Origin of the sequence: Panacagrimonas perspica (genome assembly GCF_004364935.1) — a bacterium.
GTDB classification, from domain to species: Bacteria; Pseudomonadota; Gammaproteobacteria; order Nevskiales; family Nevskiaceae; genus Panacagrimonas; species Panacagrimonas perspica.
Window position 1 is genome coordinate 1,254,098 of sequence record NZ_SOBT01000008.1, and the last position, 17,572, is coordinate 1,271,669.

The 17,572-nt window shown below is 65.7% G+C and carries 15 protein-coding genes; 6 read left to right on the plus strand and 9 right to left on the minus strand.

Annotation, left to right across the window (positions count from 1 at the left end):
• The first annotated feature begins 211 nt into the window (after positions 1–211).
• On the plus strand, positions 212–1,450 hold the full coding sequence (locus tag DFR24_RS05645; RefSeq protein WP_133880334.1) for a thiolase family protein: 1,239 nt from the start codon (positions 212–214) through the stop codon (positions 1,448–1,450).
• A 234-nt stretch (positions 1,451–1,684) separates the two neighbouring features.
• Positions 1,685–2,440 carry an SDR family NAD(P)-dependent oxidoreductase gene (locus DFR24_RS05650; RefSeq protein WP_133880335.1) on the plus strand — a complete coding sequence of 252 codons (756 nt, stop codon included), beginning with the start codon at positions 1,685–1,687 and terminating at the stop codon, positions 2,438–2,440.
• Here the strand turns inward: DFR24_RS05650 and DFR24_RS05655 are convergent.
• The 5 genes from DFR24_RS05655 to DFR24_RS05675 form a co-directional block, all read right to left on the minus strand.
• A complete protein-coding gene (locus DFR24_RS05655) occupies positions 2,427–3,551 on the minus strand; it encodes a YheT family hydrolase (RefSeq protein ID WP_133880336.1) in 1,125 nt (374 codons plus the stop codon). The two genes, DFR24_RS05650 and DFR24_RS05655, sit on opposite strands and share 14 nt — an antisense overlap.
• Before the next feature lie 93 nt (positions 3,552–3,644).
• Positions 3,645–4,802 (minus strand): OmpP1/FadL family transporter, encoded by a 1,158-nt coding sequence (locus DFR24_RS05660; RefSeq protein WP_162851067.1) that lies wholly within the window; start codon positions 4,800–4,802, stop codon positions 3,645–3,647.
• Positions 4,803–5,058: 256 nt separating this feature from the next.
• Positions 5,059–6,195 (minus strand): transaldolase, encoded by a 1,137-nt coding sequence (tal, locus tag DFR24_RS05665; protein ID WP_133880338.1) that lies wholly within the window; start codon positions 6,193–6,195, stop codon positions 5,059–5,061.
• 93 nt (positions 6,196–6,288) lie between these two features.
• Positions 6,289–7,941: an acyl-CoA synthetase gene (locus DFR24_RS05670; RefSeq protein WP_133880339.1), complete on the minus strand. Its 1,653-nt coding sequence runs from the start codon at positions 7,939–7,941 to the stop codon at positions 6,289–6,291.
• A 69-nt stretch (positions 7,942–8,010) separates the two neighbouring features.
• Entirely contained in the window at positions 8,011–8,778 is a 768-nt protein-coding gene (locus DFR24_RS05675) for an SDR family NAD(P)-dependent oxidoreductase (RefSeq protein WP_133880340.1), read from the minus strand.
• A gap of 209 nt (positions 8,779–8,987) precedes the next feature.
• Here DFR24_RS05675 and DFR24_RS05680 point away from each other — a divergent pair, with 209 nt between their 5' ends.
• Positions 8,988–9,902 (plus strand): bestrophin family protein, encoded by a 915-nt coding sequence (locus DFR24_RS05680; RefSeq protein ID WP_133880341.1) that lies wholly within the window; start codon positions 8,988–8,990, stop codon positions 9,900–9,902.
• Positions 9,903–10,035: 133 nt separating this feature from the next.
• Here DFR24_RS05680 and DFR24_RS05685 read toward each other — a convergent pair whose 3' ends face one another.
• Positions 10,036–11,325 carry an MFS transporter gene (locus DFR24_RS05685; protein ID WP_133880342.1) on the minus strand — a complete coding sequence of 430 codons (1,290 nt, stop codon included), beginning with the start codon at positions 11,323–11,325 and terminating at the stop codon, positions 10,036–10,038.
• A 59-nt stretch (positions 11,326–11,384) separates the two neighbouring features.
• Between DFR24_RS05685 and DFR24_RS05690 the strand changes: the two genes are divergently transcribed.
• A complete protein-coding gene (locus DFR24_RS05690) occupies positions 11,385–12,266 on the plus strand; it encodes an AraC family transcriptional regulator (RefSeq protein ID WP_211346586.1) in 882 nt (293 codons plus the stop codon).
• A 78-nt stretch (positions 12,267–12,344) separates the two neighbouring features.
• On the opposite strand, the gene DFR24_RS05695 is transcribed toward DFR24_RS05690, so the two are convergent.
• A complete protein-coding gene (locus DFR24_RS05695) occupies positions 12,345–12,716 on the minus strand; it encodes a hypothetical protein (RefSeq protein WP_133880344.1) in 372 nt (123 codons plus the stop codon).
• A gap of 148 nt (positions 12,717–12,864) precedes the next feature.
• Here DFR24_RS05695 and DFR24_RS05700 point away from each other — a divergent pair, with 148 nt between their 5' ends.
• Positions 12,865–13,839: a hypothetical protein gene (locus DFR24_RS05700; protein WP_133880345.1), complete on the plus strand. Its 975-nt coding sequence runs from the start codon at positions 12,865–12,867 to the stop codon at positions 13,837–13,839.
• Between the two features lie 88 nt (positions 13,840–13,927).
• Here DFR24_RS05700 and bfr read toward each other — a convergent pair whose 3' ends face one another.
• The gene (bfr, locus tag DFR24_RS05705) at positions 13,928–14,395 is read right to left on the minus strand and encodes a bacterioferritin (RefSeq protein WP_133880346.1); all 468 of its coding nucleotides are present in this window, start codon (positions 14,393–14,395) and stop codon (positions 13,928–13,930) included.
• Between the two features lie 283 nt (positions 14,396–14,678).
• Between bfr and DFR24_RS05710 the strand changes: the two genes are divergently transcribed.
• Complete coding sequence (locus DFR24_RS05710) at positions 14,679–16,799, plus strand: catalase (RefSeq protein WP_133880347.1); 2,121 nt, start codon at positions 14,679–14,681, stop codon at positions 16,797–16,799.
• 66 nt (positions 16,800–16,865) lie between these two features.
• On the opposite strand, the gene DFR24_RS05715 is transcribed toward DFR24_RS05710, so the two are convergent.
• A complete protein-coding gene (locus tag DFR24_RS05715) occupies positions 16,866–17,423 on the minus strand; it encodes a DUF4142 domain-containing protein (RefSeq protein ID WP_246051524.1) in 558 nt (185 codons plus the stop codon).
• Positions 17,424–17,572 lie beyond the last annotated feature (149 nt).

Sequence of the window (17,572 nt, forward strand, 5' to 3'; positions counted from 1 at the left end):
CGGCGTTCGCGCCGCAACGCAGCGCCGACCCGCCGGCTGCGTCACGATGGCATCACCGGGGCGAACTTCCAGCAGCGGGCGCGCCCTTAGGATTCGACCCTGATCGACCCGCGATCCCGGTCCGCGCCAGTTCGTACGACGACTCATGGAACGACGTCCATCCGTCCGATACGCTGGACCCGTTTGCGCACAGGCGTCGTGAGGACCTGAAATGAAACCCGTATTCGTCGTAGGCGTTGGCATGACCCGCTTCGGCCAGCATCTGGATCTGAGCTACAAGGCCCTCGCCCGCCAGGCCCTGGAGCTGGCGCTGGCCGATGCGGGCGCGTCCAGCGGACAGCTCGAACAGGCCTACTTCTCGTCCTGCGTCATCGGGCAGTTGCACGGGCAACACATGATTCCGGGTCAGGTCGCGCTGCGCGAAGCGGGTGTGCAAGGCATTCCGGTCTTCAACGTCGAGAGCGCATGCGCATCGGCCTCGGCCGCGTTTCATCTGGCCGTGCAGGCGGTGCAGGCAGGCGCCTGCGACGTGGCCCTGGCCATCGGCGTCGAGAAGATGGTGATGACCGACAAGGCGCTGATGTTCGCGGCGTTCGACTCGGCTTGGAATGTCGAAACGGCGGACGCGAACCGGGCGCGGCTGGTCGCCATGGGCGCGGGCGTGGAGCCGCCGCCGGGGTCGCAGTCGCCGAAGCCCTACAGCCTGTTCATGGACGTGTACGCCGGCTTCTGCCGACAGCACATGAGAACGTTCGGGACGACGCAGCGCCAGATCGCGGCGGTCGCGGCGAAGAATCATCAGCACAGCGTGCACAACCCTCTGGCCCAGTATCAGAAGCCGTTCACGATCGACGAGGTGCTGGCGGCGGCACCGATCACCTACCCGCTGACGCTCCCGATGTGTTCACCGATCTCGGACGGCGCCGCTGCCGCGGTGGTGTGCTCGGCCGCGGGCCTGGAGCGTCTGCAGGGCGCGAAGAGCCGGGCGATCCGCGTGCTCGCCAGTGTCGTACGCTCGGGTAGCAACCGCGCCGACGGCGACCACGCGAATCACCTGACGGCCCTCGCCGCGCGCCAGCTCTATGAGCGGGCCGGCATCGGGCCCGACGCCGTCGACGTCGCCGAAGTCCACGACGCAACGGCCATGGGCGAGATCATCCAGGTCGAGAACCTTCAGCTCGCGCCCTTCGGCGAAGGCGGACCGCGCGCGGAACGCGGCGAATTCACGATCGGCGGACGGATCCCGGTCAACCCGTCCGGCGGACTGGAATCCAAGGGACATCCCATCGGCGCGACCGGGCTGGGCCAGGTCCACGAACTCGTCACCCAGTTGCGCGGTGAAGCCGGACTTCGGCAAGTGGCGGGCGCGAGGATCGCGCTGCAGGAAAACGGCGGCGGCATCATCGGCTGCGAAGAGGCCGCGGCCGTTCTGAATCTCTTCGGCCGGTAGTTCGCATGCGCCGAAGCGCCAGCGCACGGCGCTGTCGCCTGCTGCTACGGCCTCGGACTTGATGGCGCGGAATTCCACCACCTGATCATTTGGCGACTCCGCGCCACGCGTCACGGGTGGACGCCGGGGCGCCATCGGCCCCTCTTCTTCGGGCAAACTTGTTCCGAGGCCTGATTTCGCTCGTGTGCATCCAAGCCGTCGCGCGCATGTGGGTCATTCAACCGAGGAAAGCGCATGTCGACAGCAACCCAAGTCGCGATCGTCACCGGGGGCTCGGCCGGCATCGGCCGTGCAACGGCGCTCGCATTTGCCGACAGCGGCGTGGCGGTCTCGCTGGGCGACCTCAACGAAGAGCGCGGATCGCTCGTCGTGAAGGAGATCCGCGAACGAGGTGGGCGCGCGATTTTCACGAAGACCGACGTCGCCCAGGCCGCGGACTGCTCACGCCTGGTCGACGAGACGGTGCGGCAGCTCGGACGCCTCGACATCGCGTTCAACAACGCCGGCATTCCTGGCGATCCGCGCTTGACCGCCGATTACGGCCTGGCCAACTGGCAGCGCGTGATCGACGTCAATCTCACGGGCGTATTCAACTGCATGACCTATCAGCTGCCGGCGATGATCGCGCGCGGCGGCGCGATCGTGAACACCGCTTCCATCTTCGGATTGGTGGGAGCGCCGGGAAACTCGGCGTATTGCGCCGCGAAGCACGGCGTCATCGGCCTGACCAAGGCGGCAGCGCTCGAATACGGCCGTTATCGCATCCGCGTCAACGCGGTCTGTCCGGGCTACATCTCGACGGACATGACGGTGGGCCCCGACACCCGCTTCACCGAGGAAAAGATCAACAAGTGCCTGTCGACCAACGCGCTGCGACGCATGGCGGCTCCTGAGGAGGTCGCGAATCTCGTGATCTGGCTTGCGTCGGACAAGGCTTCGTACGTGTCCGGCGCGCACTACACCGTCGACGGCGGCATCACGGCGTCGTAGGCAATCGGGATCCGGACAATTCGCCGTCGGCGGCGACGAGGTATCCGGCGATCAGCCGGTTCGCCCACGACCGCGCCACCCAGCCTTCGAAGAACGCGCAGTGACTGCCGCGTGCCGCGCGCACCAGCAGCGCGTCCGGAACGGCCTTGATCGCCTCCAGGTGATCCAGCGCGTTTTCGATGACGCAGACCGGATCGTCGTCGGCATTCAGGATCATCATCGGAACGGTGATCCGGTCGAACACGCCCATCGGGTTGGATCGTTGCAGGTAGTCGCCGACGCTCGCGCATCCCGCCATCTCGTAAAGATTCTCGTGAAACTCGCTCAGATCGCGCGCGGCCAGGCAGGCGTCGTAGCTCGCCAGGTGCGCGAACGCCTGCGGATGCGGCTCCAGGAAATGCCGGACCAGGCGCCTGGCCATCGCGCGGCTGTAGAACGGTTGCGTGCGCGTCCACGCGACGCCGATGTCGTAACCCGGGCAGTACGCGACGCTGGCGCTGATCAGTGAGCGCGGACCTTCTTCTCCGAGATAGCGCACCAGCAGACCCGAACCGGCCGAGACGCCGACGGCATACAGCGGCGACTGCGGGAATTCGTCATGGATGCGGCTCAACTGCTCGCGCAGATCGTCGGTGGAGCCCATCGTGTCGACCAGCGGCGCCGTCAGCGGCAAGCCGCCATGACCGCGGCGCGTGCACAGCACGACCCGCCAGCCGGTGGCCTTGCGCAGGTCGCTCGCGGTGACGCGCATGGTCTGCGCATCGCCGGTGACGGTGTGCAGCAGCACGAGCGTCGGCGCGTTCGGCGCCGCGTCGAGGCCGAGCCAGTCCAGCGCCGTCGTGCCGCCGTCGCGCATCGTCAGGATGTCGCGGCGCTCGTAGCGCAGCCACGGTGCGACGGCTTCGCTCGACAGAAGCCAGAGCAGTTGCAGATGCGGGTTGTAGAGCCAGGGTGTGGGGCGATAGGGCTGACGCAGCTGATCGAGCCGATCGACGATGGCGCGATTGAAGTCCGAGGGATGGAAGTCGAGCCGTGGCCGGCGCACGGCACTCAGCCGGTAATGCGCGAACCACAGGATCAGCAGCAGGCCGACGACGATCAGGATGCTCATCGGCCGGGTTTCACGAGTTCCACATCGTTCGCGCGTCGCACATGCCGATCAGCCTAGCGAAGCGCATCGCGCCTGGGCGAATCTCGCCAGCGCCTAGAACCGGCGCCCGAGCGAGAAGCCTCCCGAAAAGAATTCGTTCTTGACGATGGCCTCTCCTCCGCCGAACGCCGCCGGAATCGAGTTTTCACCATCGACCTCCTGACGTGGGCAGTAGGTCAGAGCGCCCGTGAGCTCCCATTGCCTCCAGATATAGGTGACGCCGCCGGTGTAGTGCGTGGTCATGGTCGCAGGAGCCATCTTCGAGAACAGCGTGTCGGATTCCTGGATGATCTGATCCGCGTGCACATACCCGGCCCTGAGAGCGAGATCGGGGCGAACGTCCCAGGTCACGCCGATCTTGAACGCGTTCTGGTTTTCCCATCCGAAACCCGGACCACTGGAAGAGCCCAGCAGGTGTCCTGCCGACAGTTCGGTGATCGAGTTGCGGAATGCTCTTTCCGATTCGTACTGGTAGCGCTGCCACTCGACGGCGACGGTCCAGGGCGCCGCGACCTTCCACGAAAGGCCGGCGCCGTAGGCGGCGGGCAACTCCAGCGATCCATTGTCGGGAAGCAGGCCACGATAGTCGTCGAGCTTCTGCGTCCACGATTTCGAGCGATACCCGATGCCCGCGGAGACGCTCGGAGAAAGCTCGCCGGTCCAGCCCAGCGTGTAGCCGATACTGAACGCACCGTCCTTGCCCTGGTTCGTCACCTTGTCCGGATGCCGGGAGACCCGCGACTGCGGATCGGTCGACGTCAGGAACTGCAGGCCCTTCACGTCGAGAAACTGGTAGCCGAGGACCAGGCCCGCGCCAAAGCTCTGCGTCGGTGTCGCGCGCCACGCCAGCGCCGGCACGATGCTTCCGGATCCCAGCGACAGCGATGCACGCTGCGCGCCTCCGAAGCGCACGTACGGGCTCTGCGGATAATCAGGACCCAGGCCGGCCTGGAGCATCGTGATGCCGAACGTCCACCGATCGTTCAGCGGCAGGGACAGTCCTGCCTGCGGAATGAAATACCACCGCCGCCCGTCCGACGGCGAGCGGGAATCAGGTCCGGCGGCGTTGCCCTCGATGCGCGAATCCGGGTGCAGCATCAGGACATCGAGACCCACGTCGTAGCGCCGTCCGAGCCCCGACATCAGCGCCGGATTCGCCGACAGTGCCGTCGTCTCCTGTGCACCGACGTAGGAGACACCGCCCGCCCCCATCGACTTGATTCCCGCGCCGTGTTCGAAGGGGCCGAGCGATGCGTTCGCGCCGGTCGCCAGTGACAGGACAGCGGTTGAGAAAATCAGAACGCGTGGGCAAACGTGGAGCATTGTTTTTCCTTCTTCTTCTTGGGAATGAGAGAGGCGTCGCGAACCGACAGGCACCGCCCCGCGAGGAGTCCGGCGGGCCCGCGGCTCGACGTTCCGGTGCGACAGGCTCCCCGCCGGTCGCACCCGGATGCGACGACGGCGATGACTACCCGGCGAGAAACGCGTCGCGCTTCTTCGATACCGCCGAAAGCAGCATGTCCGCCGCGTCGGTGAACTGCTTGGCGCCTTCGGTCACCAGCTCCGTCGTCACCCCGTCGAGATCGAGGTTCAGGCGCTGTGCCTCGGACAGCACCGTCCGCGCACCCTCCACGTCGTCGCGGATCGTGTCGGGCTTGACGGTGCCGTGGTCCCGCGCCGCGTCCATCGTCTTGGGCGGCATCGTGTTGACCGTATCGCGGCCGATCAGCGTGTCGACGTACAGCGTGTCGGGGTACGCCGGGTTCTTGGTGCCGGTCGAGGCCCACAGCAGACGCTGCACGCGCGCGCCCTTCGCGGCCAGCGCTTTCCAGCGCGCGCCGGCAATGAGCTGTTCGTAGTCTTGATACGCGAGCTTGGCGTTGGCGATCGCCACCTTTCCGAGCAGCCCGCGCAACGCGGCCTCGTCGGCGCCGGCGCCTGCCTTGAGCCGCGCTTCGATCTTCGCGTCGATCTTCGAGTCGATGCGGCTGACGAAGAAGCTGGCGACGCTGGCGAGGCGGCTCACGTCCTGCCCCGCCTTCACGCGCTGCTCGAGTCCGGCGAGGTAGGCCTCGGCGACGGCGAGATAAGCCTGGCGCGAGAACAGCAGCGTGATGTTGACGTTGATGCCTTCGGCGATCAGCTGGCGGATCGCCGGGGTCCCGGCGTCGGTGCCGGGAATCTTGATCATCAGGTTGGGGCGGTCGACCATCGCCCACAGCCGTCGCGCCTCGGCCAGCGAACCCTCGGTATCGAACGCCAGGTACGGAGACACTTCGAGGCTGACATAGCCGTCGCGCGCGTCGAGGCGGTCGTACACCGGTCGCAGGACGTCGCAGGCGTTGCGGATGTCCTCGACGGCCAGATGCTCGTAGAGATCCACCGTCTCGGTGTGTCCTTCGGCGAGCAGGCGACGCAGGCTCCCGTCGTAATCGGAGCCGTAACCCATGGCCTTCTCGAAGATCGAGGGATTCGACGTGACGCCGGTCAGGCCGTCCGCCGTGACCAGTTCCTGCAATTCCTTCCGGTTCAGAAAATCCCGGCTCACGAAATCGAGCCACACGGCCTGCCCGGCGTTGCCGAGCTGCTTCAAACGATCCGACATCCACTTCTCCTGTGCGCGCGGTGCACCGCCTGGCGCCGCCGTTCCCGCATTGTCCCCGGAGCGCACGCCGACGGCCAATCGGCCGGCTCGATGTCACGCACGATCCGCGCGCCGCTTGATCTCCATTTCCCGCAGATCGCGTCGCCTGATCTTGCCGGTGACCGTCGTCGGCATCTCGTCGACGTACTCGATCTCGCGCGGATATTCGTGAACCGCCAGCACCGAGCGGACGTGTTCCTGGATGCGCGCGGTCAGGTCCGGCGAGGGAAGAATGTCCGGCATGACCTTGATGAAGGCCTTGATCGACTCTCCCACCCGGTCATCCGGGACGCCGATGACGGCACACGAGGACACGCCCGGCACCGCGATGATGGCCGCCTCGATCTCGCCGGGTCCGACGCGATAGCCCGAGGTCTTGATGACATCGTCGATGCGGCCCTTGAAGTACAGGTAGCCCTGCTCGTCCGCCCATCCGGTGTCGCCGGTGAGATACCAGTCACCGGCGAAGCGCTCGGCGAAAGCCTGGGGATTGTTGAAATATCCCGCCATCAACACCGGGTCGGACTTGTGCAGCGCGATGTTTCCGGTGGCGCCGACCGGAAGCGGAACGCCGTCTTCGTCGACGATCCTGACGTCGTGACCGGGAATGGCCTTGCCGAGCGCTTCCGCCGGCGCCGGCTCCAGGGCGCGGCAGGTTCCGATCAGGTAATTCGCTTCGGTCTGGCCGTAGCCGACGTTGAGTTCGCTTCCCAACTCTTCCTGCGCCCATCGGCGCAGCTCGGGGCTCACGGATTCACCGCCCGAGAAGACACACCGCAGGCGAAGGTCGCGGAAACGCTCCCTGACCTCGGGAAGCTCCCGAAGTCGTTTGAGCGCGGTCGGCGCGTACAGACCGCAGGTCGCGCTGTGGCGTTCGACCATTCTCAAGGTTCGTTCCGGATCGAAGCGCGCGTTGCTCGCGAGGATCGGGACGCCGAACGGCCAGATCGCGAGCAGCCCATCGGCCAGACCGCCGACCCACGCCCAGTCCGCCGAACTGAAGTAGAGATCGCCCGGCCGGAAGAAGTTGAGGATGTAGTCGCCGCCGTTGTGTGCGATCAGCGCACGCGCGTGATGGACGACGGCCTTGGGGTCTCCGGTCGTGCCCGACGTGAACATCAGCAGAAACGGGTCTTCGGACATCGGCGGCCGGTCGGCAGCGAACGACGACGAACCCTTGGCCATCAGGCCGTCGAACGAGGTGCGCGGATCCTCGCCGTCGACGACGACGAACGCGGCGAGGTCCGGCAAGCCCTTGAGAACGTCGGCGAATCGCTCGGCGACTTCGGCTTCCGCGACGAACACCTTGGCTTTGACGTGCGAGAGGCGGTATCGCACGGCGTCGGGGGCGAAGAGCTTGGAGATCGGCAGCGACAGCGCGCCGAGCCGGTACGCAGCGAAGTGCGCGATCGCGTTCTCGGGCCGCTGCGGAAGATAGATCGCGACGATGTCGCCACGGCGTACGCCCAGAGCCCGCAGCGCGTTGGCGAAACGATTCACGGCCTCGAGCATCTGTCCCCAGCTCCAGCGCTGAACGCGCTCCTGCTCGTCTTCGAATATCAGGCAGGGGTCGTCGGCGCGCTCCTGGTGCCGCAGCAGGCAATCGGCGACGACGCTGTAGTCGTGCGGAATGTTCCAGCGGTGCCGTGCGCGCGCATCGTTCAGATCGATGGCATCCCGCACGCTCTGGTCGCGTAGTCCGATCATGCTGCTACCTCTCTGAGATTGGTGCGGCCTTGCCGGGACACCGAAGCCGCCGTCGTGCCCGATCGCGCCTTAGAAGATGGAGTACGCCCCGTCGACGACGATCTCGTCGCCGGTCTGGAAACCGCCGACACCACAGGCGAGGTAGACCGCCAGCCGCGCGAAATCCCCGGGCTCGCCCCAGCGGCGCTGCGGCATCCGCTTCATCACGTTGCGGCCGAACGCCTCTGTGTGGAAAAGAGCCGATGTCATCGGCGTCTCCACCCAGCCCGGGATGATCGCGTGCGCGTTGATCCGGTATCGCGCGAGTTCCACGGCACATCCCCGGATCATCGCGGCGAGTCCGGCCTTGCTGGCACCGTAGGACTGCTGCGTCGGCGCGCCATGGATAGACGAGACACTCGAGGTACCGACGAGGACGCCGCCGCCACCGCGCTCGACCATGTGTCGCGCGGCCCCTCGAAGCGTCAGGAACGCGCCTTCCAGGTTGACCCGCGTGACCTTTCGAAAATCCTCGAGCGACGATTCCAGGAACGAGGTACCTGCGCCGAAGACGCCCGCGTTCGCGAAGCAGCTGTCGATTCGACCGAAGCGCTTCAGTGTCTCGGCAAACGCACGCTCGACGGAAGCTTCGTCGCCAACGTCGCAATGCACGGCGTCGACCTTGCCTCCATGAGCCTTCAAGGATTCAACCGCCGCCGCGTTGCGCTCGGCATGCGTGCCCCAGATGCAGACAGCCGCACCGGCCTGCGCCAGGCCCTTCGCCATGCCGAGGCCGATTCCCGAGTTGCCGCCCGTGATCAGCGCGACATGACCTTCGAGATCGAACAGTCCTTTCATGGGGCTCCTTTCGGATCGAGTCGGTGGACCAGCGATCCGAATCATGCGCATCGCCGCCGGACCGCAGAAGGCGGGCCTGCCCTATGTCTGCGGGAACGAATCCGCTGCGGGATCCGATGAGTTCCGACGGATTGAAAATCACGCATCGCGAATTGCAGTGACAGCGCCACGCTGCGCGATAATTCGTATTCCCCTGGCGAGACCCCGAGATGATCGTCCGACCGCGTCTGCACTGGTTTCGCATGCTGCTGGTATGGCGAGGGTCGGTCCTCGGCAGGATTCTTCCGCAGTTGCTGACCATGACCGGCGTCGCGCTGGTCGTCGTCGTCGTTCACAAGCAGCACCCCACGCTGCTGCCGGATCTCACGCCCATCCCCTTCACGCTGCTGGGCATCGCCCTCGCCATCTTCCTGGGCTTCCGCAACTCGGTCAGCTACGACCGGTTCTGGGAGGCGCGCAGGCTGTGGGGTGCCGTGCTCAACGACACCCGCTCATTGGCGCGCCAGGTGGTGACCTTGACCGACGCCGACGCGGATTCGCAAAGGACGTTCGTTCACGGCCTGATCGCCTTCGCGCATGCCCTGAAGGCGCAACTGCGCGGAGCGGATGCGACGCCCGCCCTTCGCGGTCTGCTGCCGGATGACGTTCGTGCCGACGTCGCTCGCGCCCGGTTCAAGCCCGCGCTGTTGCTTCGACGATCAGGCGATCAGCTGCTGGCGCTGCGCCGGCGAGGACAATTGGAGCCCGTCCTTCATGCGGCGATGGATCGTCATCTCGGATCGCTGACGGATTCGCTGGGCGGATGCGAACGCATTGCCAGCACGCCGATCCCGTTCGCGTACTCGGTCCTGCTGCACCGGACCGCGTACCTGTACAGCTTCATGCTGCCGCTCGGCCTCGTGGCGACCGTGGGCGCCGCGACCCCTGTCGTCGTCGCGCTGGCGTCGTACACGTTCTTCGCGCTGGAGGCGCTGGCAGAAGAGCTGCAGGATCCCTTCGGCATCGAGCCCAACGATCTTCCGCTCGATTCCATCACCTGGATGATCGAGGCCACGCTGCGGGAGACGATCGGCGAGCCGGTCTTGTCCGACGAACCTGTCGCGGTTCAGCACGTGTTGAGATAAACCCGATTCCCGAAGCAAGCCGAAGCTGACGAAGCTCGATCTTCGAAACAGCCAAGAGCGATCGCACCCCGTAGCCCGGGTGAAACCCGGGGCTCCCCTCGCATACGGAGCGCAACCCCGGGTTTCACCCGGGCTACGGTCGCGTCGAACTCGCCCGTACGCCGCCTTCTTGCCTGCCGGAGGCCGAAGCGCGAACCTTCCGCGGCAACAGGATGGCGACCAGCCCCAGCAGCGGCAGGTACGCGATGGCCTGGTACACGAACGCAATGCTCGTGCGATCTGCGAACAGGCCGAGAACCGCGGCGCCCAGTCCGCCCATGCCGAAGGCAAAGCCGAAGAACAGGCCCGACACCATCCCGACTTTTCCGGGAATGAGTTCCTGCGCGTACACCAGGATGGCCGAGAACGCCGACGACAACACGAGCCCGATGACGATCGTCAGCGTCGTCGTCCAGAACAGATCGGCGTGCGGCAACAGCATCGTGAACGGCGCCACGCCCAGGATCGACACCCAGATCACCGGCTTGCGGCCGATGCGATCGCCGATCGGACCACCGACGACCGTGCCCACCGCCGAAGCGAACAGAAAATAGAACAGGTGCAGCTGCGCGTTCTGCACCGTCATCCCGAAACGTTCGATCAGATAGAAGGTGTAGAAGCTGCTGAGCCCCGCCATGTAGAAATACTTGGAGAAGATCAGCGCGAGCAGCACGGCGACGGCGCCGATCACGACCTTGCGCGGATACGGAGCCGCCACGAGCGCCTTCGTGCGGCCTGCTCCCACGATGGGATGGGTCGCATACCAGCGGCCCACCTGCAGCAGGACGACAATCCCGAGCAGCGCGGCCAGGCCGAACCACGCCACGCTGCGCTGACCGAACGGCACGATCACGGCCGCTGCCAGCAGAGGCCCCAACGCCGTTCCCGCATTGCCACCCACCTGGAACACCGACTGCGCGTATCCATGCTGTCCGCCCGAGGCCAGGCGCGCGATGCGCGACGACTCCGGGTGAAAGATCGACGAGCCGATCCCCACGAACGCTGCCGCCAACAGCACGACGGCGAAGCTCGGCGCGAAGGCCAGCAGCATCAGTCCGGTCAACGTGCACGTCATCCCGAATGGAAGCGAGTAGCGCTGTGGCCGGCTGTCGGTGAACAGGCCCACCAGCGGCTGGAGCAAGGAGGCGGTGAGCTGGTAGGTCAGCGTGATCAGGCCGATCTGCACGAAGCTCAGCGAGAACTCGCCTTTCAGGATCGGGTACATCGCCAGGATCAGCGACTGCATCATGTCGTTGACCATGTGCATGCTGCTGATGGCGCCCAGGACGCGGAATGCCGGCTTCGTCGACGGAACGGTCGTGGCGTCGACGTCGACGGCGGACACTCCGTCGGCATCGAGGGCTGCTGTTGCGGAAGGACTCATACAAGGACTTTCAATCGGAAGAAGCGGTGCGGTGTCGGGCGCGACTCGCCCGGCTACCGGTGGCGCGGGTCAGGCGTGCCACAATTATCGAAATTGACTCGACGCCTGTCGTGCGCCAATCCACCAGGAACCCTCGCAAAAAGGACACAGGCTCCTCGCGCAAGCCGCAGGACCTGTCGCTCGTCCTCAAGGAAATCGACGCAGCCTCGTCACCGGTGACGGCACGGGCCACGGATTTTCCGGCCGGTTGGTACATCGAGCCGCACAACCCTGCCAAGCATCAGCTCATCTACGCCGTGCAGGGCGTGATGGTGGTGCAGGCCGAGGCCGGACGCTGGGTCGTCCCTCCCACGCGCGGTATCTGGATGCGGGCCGGCATGACGCACGAAATTCGCTGCGTCGGTGAAGTCCACATGCGCAGCCTGACGGTGACGCCCGACGCCGCCCCGAACCTGCTGGACCGCACGCGGGCCGTGGGGATATCGCCGTTGTTGCGCGAACTCATCCGCGCCGCCATGGATGTGCCGCAATCCTATGTGCCCGGCACCCGCGACGGCCGGGTCATGCGCCTGATCCTCGACGAGCTACGCGCGCTGCCGGTGTTGCCGCTGCACCTGCAGATGCCGAAGGACCCGCGACTCGTCCGGATCTGCGGCTTGCTGCAACTGCATCTGCACGACGCCTCGACGATGAGCGACTGGGCGAAGCGCCTGAAGGTGGATGTGAAGACCATCCAGCGCCTGTTCGTGAAGGAAACCGGCATGACCTTCGGCCAGTGGCGACAGCAGGCCCGCCTGCTGCGCGCGCTGGAGCTGCTGGCCACCGGTGAGCGGGTCATCGATGTTGCGATGGCGCTGGGATACGAGAGTCCGAGCGCCTTCGCCACGATGTTCCGCAAGCAGTTCGACCAAACCCCCAGCCAGTTCTTCGCCGAAGCCTGAGGCGCCTGCAGCCCACGCCGGCCACAAAAAAAAGCCGACGGCACGAAGCCGTCGGCGCTCACACCTTGTCAGTCAGGTTCAGGCAACAGGCGGATAGTCGTACCCGCGGCGCACGTAGTCGCGGTCGCGAGCGTAGTCACCGGGATAGTCACGCTGCACACGCGTCTCCACATCGTTGCTCCACGTTGCGCCGAATTGGCTTCGTGCGCCGTGGCCATAGCGAAATGCGGGTTCCATCTCGTCATAGGACGGACGCGTGATGACGCCGGCAGCCTGCTGTTTGCCCCCCGCCTGCTTCACCGTGTCCGCAGCGCTCTGCTGCAGATCGCGCGCCTTGTCGGATCCGAGATCGTGCTTGGTCTGCTCCCAGTCGCGACGGAACGCGGCCTTCACCAGATCCCAGCGGCTGTCGTGTTCCTGCGTCCACCAGGTTGGATTCTTCGAGGCCATTGTCATGCTCCTTGCTCAAGTACGGCAGATGCCGCGGACTTGAGAGTCAGCATCTGGCGTACCCGCGATCGGAACTACCGCTCGACCCGGCGGCGACACCGCGCCCACACGCTATCCTCGGCCGGCCATCGGTACGGGAGATTCGGGGATGTCGATACTGCTGAACGTGCTGCTCTACCTGCTGCTGGCGTCGCTCGTGGGCCTGATCGCGACGTTCATGAAAACGCCCCGATTCGGCCCCGAAGGCCCCGTCGGCGTATGGCTGGTGTTCGTGCCGAGCCTTGCACTGGCGCTTCTTTTTCTCGCCATCGGGAGCCTGTCCGGGCACTTCGCCTGGATCCTGGACAACCGCTTCGTCTGGCTGATGCTGTCGGTCGGCATCCTGGTCTGCCTGGGCATGGCGCTGTTCTCGCTGCTCGATCGTGGCGCGTCACGCGCGCTGGGCATCGCCATGTCGGGGGTCGTCGGCGCGGCGTGCCTGCTTTCGCTTCATCCGGATGGGGGCGCGACCCGTCGCATCGCCGCCCTTGTGCTGTTCGGCCTGCCTGCCCTCGCCGGCCTTGCCTTGCTGCTGAAAGCCCTCGTCGACACCGCGCTGCGTCGCAAAAGGCGATTCGAGGCGGACGAGCGCGCGTTCGAGGAAGCCCGTAAGCAGCGCGCCCAGTGGGACATCGACAACTTCGCGACCCTTCCGGTGGACGCGCCGTTCTTCGCCGTGAGCCAGTACCTGTGGTCGCCCACCGAATCGGTGCAGGCCGAAGCACGCGCACGTCTCGCGGCGCGGCCCGATCTCGAAGCGCAGATGATCGAGTGCCTCGGCGTGGACGGCGCCGACGCAGCGGTGGCCGGCTACATCGCGTACGTCGAGCCGCGGCCCTCGCCGACGCTGGCGCCCGCCTACGCCGCGTTTCTGGACCGCCAGCTCGCATCGTGGAAAAGCACGCGCCTGATCGGCTCCAATCCTGCGCAATGGGAGCCGAATCTCTCCTCATGGTTCGATGCAGCCGAGCGCCTTCAGGCAGCGGGCGGGGACCTGCGGCCGTCGCTGACGGCCTGGCGCGAGGCGCTCGCCGTCATTCCGGGGTTCGAGGGATTGACGCAGAGAATCGGCCAGATCCGCTGAAGCACTGGCCAACGCTGGGGCGGATCGGCTGCCGCTGCTCCGGGGACCGCCGGTCTGCGGCGGTGTCGTTCCGGGTTCGCGGCCTGTCCTAGGCGGAGCGCGCCTGCTGGTAGTTCTCGAGCCCCATCAAGCGGATCAGGCCCAACTGCTGCTCGAGCCAGTGCGCGTGATCTTCCTCCGTATCGACGAGCTGCGGCAGCAGCAGGTCCCTGGAGACGAAGTCGCGCTCTTGCTCGCACAGCGCAACGGCAGCCTGCAGCCGGCCCCGCACTTCGTATTCGGTGGCCAGATCCTTGGCCAGCATTTCCTCGACGTCCTTGCCGGCCACGAAGGGCAAGGGATGCATGTCCGGCTCGCCGCCGAGAAACAGGATGCGCCGCAGCAGAACATCGGCGTGCTGGGTCTCCTCCTGCATCTCGTGATCGATGCGCCGGTACAGCGCCATCAGCCCGACGTGCGCGTAGCGTCTGGAGTGGACGAAGTACTGGTCGCGCGCGCTCAGTTCGCCACGCAGAAGTTCCTTGAGACATTCAACAACCGCGACCTTGCCTTGCATCCCGCGTACTCGGACGAATGAGCCACCAGTATGGCGGGTCGCGGAAGGCGGCGGAGAAACGACAAACGCAGCGAGGCGTGTTCGCGGGGGTGTTGCAGGTTCCCGCCGCTCGCCACGGTCCGTGAGCACAACGATGCCCGGCACGCCGGAGCAGGGACACAAGCTTTCCGGGTAGAAGGGCGCGCCGAGTTCCGGCGCCTTCAACTCCTTTTCGTCATGGCCGCCGTCCCGGGCGTGAGACTTGCGACGACGCCGGCCCTCGTTCCGCCGCGCAGAGAGCCTCATGCCCAACAAGAAGCCCAGCAAGCCCAAGCCCCGATCCCAGGATTTCGACGTCGCCACCGGAGCCGGTGGCGAGACGCACCAGCACGTTCCGCATGAGGGCCCTCATCATGCCGACGGCCACCTGTCGACCAACCAGGGCATCCGCGTCTCGGACAATCAGAACAGCCTGAAGTCCGGCAGCCGGGGGCCGGCCCTGCTCGAGGACTTCGTCCTTCGGGAAAAGATCTTTCACTTCGATCACGAACGGATTCCCGAGCGCATCGTGCACGCCCGTGGCTCCGGCGCGCACGGCTACTTCGAGGTGACGCGCAGCCTGTCCGACGTCTCGAAGGCCAACCTCTTCCAGAAGAAAGGACAGAAGACCCCGGTATTCGTGCGCTTCTCGACCGTCGCCGGAGGCGCGGGCTCGGTCGATACGCCACGCGACGTGCGCGGATTCGCCGTCAAGTTCTACACGCAGGAAGGCAACTGGGACCTCGTCGGCAACAACATCCCGGTCTTCTTCATCCAGGACGCCATGAAGTTTCCAGACCTCGTGCATGCCGTGAAGATGGAGGCCGACCGCGCGTTCCCGCAGGCCGGCAGCGCCCACGACACGTTCTGGGATTTCGCCTCGCTGATGCCGGAGACCACGCACATGCTGATGTGGGCGATGTCGGATCGGACCATCCCGCGGTCGCTGCGGATGATCGAAGGATTCGGCGTCCACACTTTCAAGCTCGTCGACGCGAAGGGCAAGGTCACGTTCTGCAAATTCCACTGGAAGCCGCGTCTGGGTCTGCAGTCCACGGTGTGGGAGGAGGCGGTCAAGCTCCAATCCGCGGACAACGACTATCACCGCCGTGATCTCTGGGAATCCATCGTCAACGGCAACTTCCCCGAGTGGGATCTGGGCGTCCAGCTCTTCGACCAGGCCTTTGCCGACGCCCAAACCTACGACGTACTGGATGCGACGAAGATCGTTCCGGAAGACGACATCCCGGTGCGCATCGTCGGCCGCATGGTGCTGGACCGGAATCCGGACAACTTCTTCGCCGAGACCGAACAGGTTGCGTTCTGTCCCGCGAACATCGTTCCGGGCATCGACTTCACCGACGACCCGCTGCTGCAGGGACGCCTGTTCTCCTACCTCGATACGCAGAAGTCGCGTCTGGGGACCGCCAACTTCCACCAGCTGCCGATCAACGCGCCGAAGTGTCCGTACCTGAACTTCCAGCGCGACGGCCAGATGCAGATGAACGTCCCCAAGGGGCGCGCCAACTACGAACCGAACTCGCTGAAGGAGCACGGCGAGATCGGCGGTCCGCGCGAATGTCCGGTCACCGGTTTTGCGAGCACGTCCGACCTGGGCAAGAACGTGTCGGGCGACAAGCTGCGCGTGCGCGCGGAGCTGTTCGCGGATCATTACAGCCAGGCCCGCCTGTTCTTCCTGTCGCAGACCGAAAACGAACAGGCACACATCGCGTCGTCGTTCGTGTTCGAACTCTCGAAAGTGCAACTGGAAGGCATTCCGGCCCGCATGGTGGCGAACCTGCGCAACGTGGACGAAGGGTTGGCGAAGCGCGTCGCCGCCGGTATCGGGATCGATCTGCCGGCCAAGGCCAAGGCAGCTCGCCGTTCCGTCGAAATGACGCCGAGCGATGCGCTATCGATCCAGAAGAACATGAAGAAGACGCTGGAAGGCCGCACCGTGGGCGTGCTGGTGGCGGATGGCACCGACGGTGCGGAACTGAAGAAACTGCGCGCTGGCATCGAGGCGGCGGGCGGCGCGGTGAAAGTGGTCGCGCCCAAGGTCGCGAAGGTGGCATTGGCCGACGGCTCGACGATCAGCGCCGATGGACAGCTCGCCGGCACACCCTCGCAGCTGTTCGACGCCATCGCGGTCGTGATCTCCGCAGACGGTTGCGCCGCCCTGCTGAAGGAGTCGGCCGCGGTGCAGTTCGTGATGGATGCCTACGGCCATCTCAAGGCGGTGGGTTCGAGCGATGCGGCCGCGCCCTTGCTGAAGAAGGCGGGTGTCGAACCGGGAAGTGGTGTCACGAAGCTGGGCAACGCGTTCGTCGAGGCGGCCAAGTCGCGATACTTCGAACGCGAACCGGCGGTGAGAACGCTGGCCTGATCAGGTGCCGGTGACGCCACCCTCGCCCGCCGAAGCGTCGCTTCGGCGGGCGCATGACGAGTCGCGTTACTTGATCTTCTGATCCAGATCCTTGGCCATCGCACCGTGATGCTGGAGCGTCGGCAGCGTCTTGGCGGCCCAGGCCTTCACCTCGGGATTCTTGCTGTCGGTCGAGGCCTTGCTGAAGAGCGTCACCGCCTCCTTGTGGGCGACCACCTGCGTGTTCTGGTACGCGCTGTCGAAATCCTTGCCCGGCTTTTCGTCCTTCAGATGGTCGTACATCATCTGGTGATGCTTCGACATCGCCGTCGGCAGCGCGACGCTTCGGCTGGCGGCCAGGGCCTTCAATTCTGCGTCGGCCTTGGTGTGATCCTCGACCATCTGCTTGGCGAAGGCTTTGACGTCCGCGTTCTGCGAGGTCTGGAGCGCGAGCTTGGACGTCTCGATTTCCAGCATGCCGGCCGAGGCGGCAGCCGGGAAGAAGTCCTTGTCGTCAGCCGACATCACCATCTTGCCGACGGCGGAGGGTTTCATTGGTTCCGCCGGCGCGTCGGCCGCGACGGCGACAAACGGAGTGGCACTGCACAGGGCAGCAGAGAGATAGAGCGAGATCAGGGGGCGCATGTTGTCTTGTCCTTTCAGAGGTGGGGCAGCGACGCGGCATCAGCACGGGGCGTTCCCATCTCTTCCGAAATTCCGAACTCGTTGGCATCGCTCGAAATAAACTTCCAGCACGAGAGCCGCAGGCGGTCGGTTGCAACGGATGGCGGCGT

Bases quoted from the DNA above. Each gene is read 5' to 3' on its own strand.
- DFR24_RS05680 (WP_133880341.1), top strand. From the start codon at position 8,988: ATGATCGTCCGACCGCGTCTGCACTGGTTTCGCATGCTGCTGGTATGG.
- DFR24_RS05670 (WP_133880339.1), bottom strand. From the start codon at position 7,941: ATGATCGGACTACGCGACCAGAGCGTGCGGGATGCCATCGATCTGAAC.
- tal (WP_133880338.1), bottom strand. From the start codon at position 6,195: ATGTCGGATCGTTTGAAGCAGCTCGGCAACGCCGGGCAGGCCGTGTGG.
- DFR24_RS05710 (WP_133880347.1), top strand. From the start codon at position 14,679: ATGCCCAACAAGAAGCCCAGCAAGCCCAAGCCCCGATCCCAGGATTTC.
- DFR24_RS05660 (WP_162851067.1), bottom strand. From the start codon at position 4,802: ATGGGGGCGGGCGGTGTCTCCTACGTCGGTGCACAGGAGACGACGGCA.
- DFR24_RS05700 (WP_133880345.1), top strand. From the start codon at position 12,865: ATGTCGATACTGCTGAACGTGCTGCTCTACCTGCTGCTGGCGTCGCTC.
- DFR24_RS05695 (WP_133880344.1), bottom strand. From the start codon at position 12,716: ATGGCCTCGAAGAATCCAACCTGGTGGACGCAGGAACACGACAGCCGC.
- DFR24_RS05675 (WP_133880340.1), bottom strand. From the start codon at position 8,778: ATGAAAGGACTGTTCGATCTCGAAGGTCATGTCGCGCTGATCACGGGC.
- DFR24_RS05685 (WP_133880342.1), bottom strand. From the start codon at position 11,325: ATGAGTCCTTCCGCAACAGCAGCCCTCGATGCCGACGGAGTGTCCGCC.
- DFR24_RS05645 (WP_133880334.1), top strand. From the start codon at position 212: ATGAAACCCGTATTCGTCGTAGGCGTTGGCATGACCCGCTTCGGCCAG.
- DFR24_RS05715 (WP_246051524.1), bottom strand. From the start codon at position 17,423: ATGCGCCCCCTGATCTCGCTCTATCTCTCTGCTGCCCTGTGCAGTGCC.
- DFR24_RS05655 (WP_133880336.1), bottom strand. From the start codon at position 3,551: ATGAGCATCCTGATCGTCGTCGGCCTGCTGCTGATCCTGTGGTTCGCG.
- DFR24_RS05650 (WP_133880335.1), top strand. From the start codon at position 1,685: ATGTCGACAGCAACCCAAGTCGCGATCGTCACCGGGGGCTCGGCCGGC.
- bfr (WP_133880346.1), bottom strand. From the start codon at position 14,395: ATGCAAGGCAAGGTCGCGGTTGTTGAATGTCTCAAGGAACTTCTGCGT.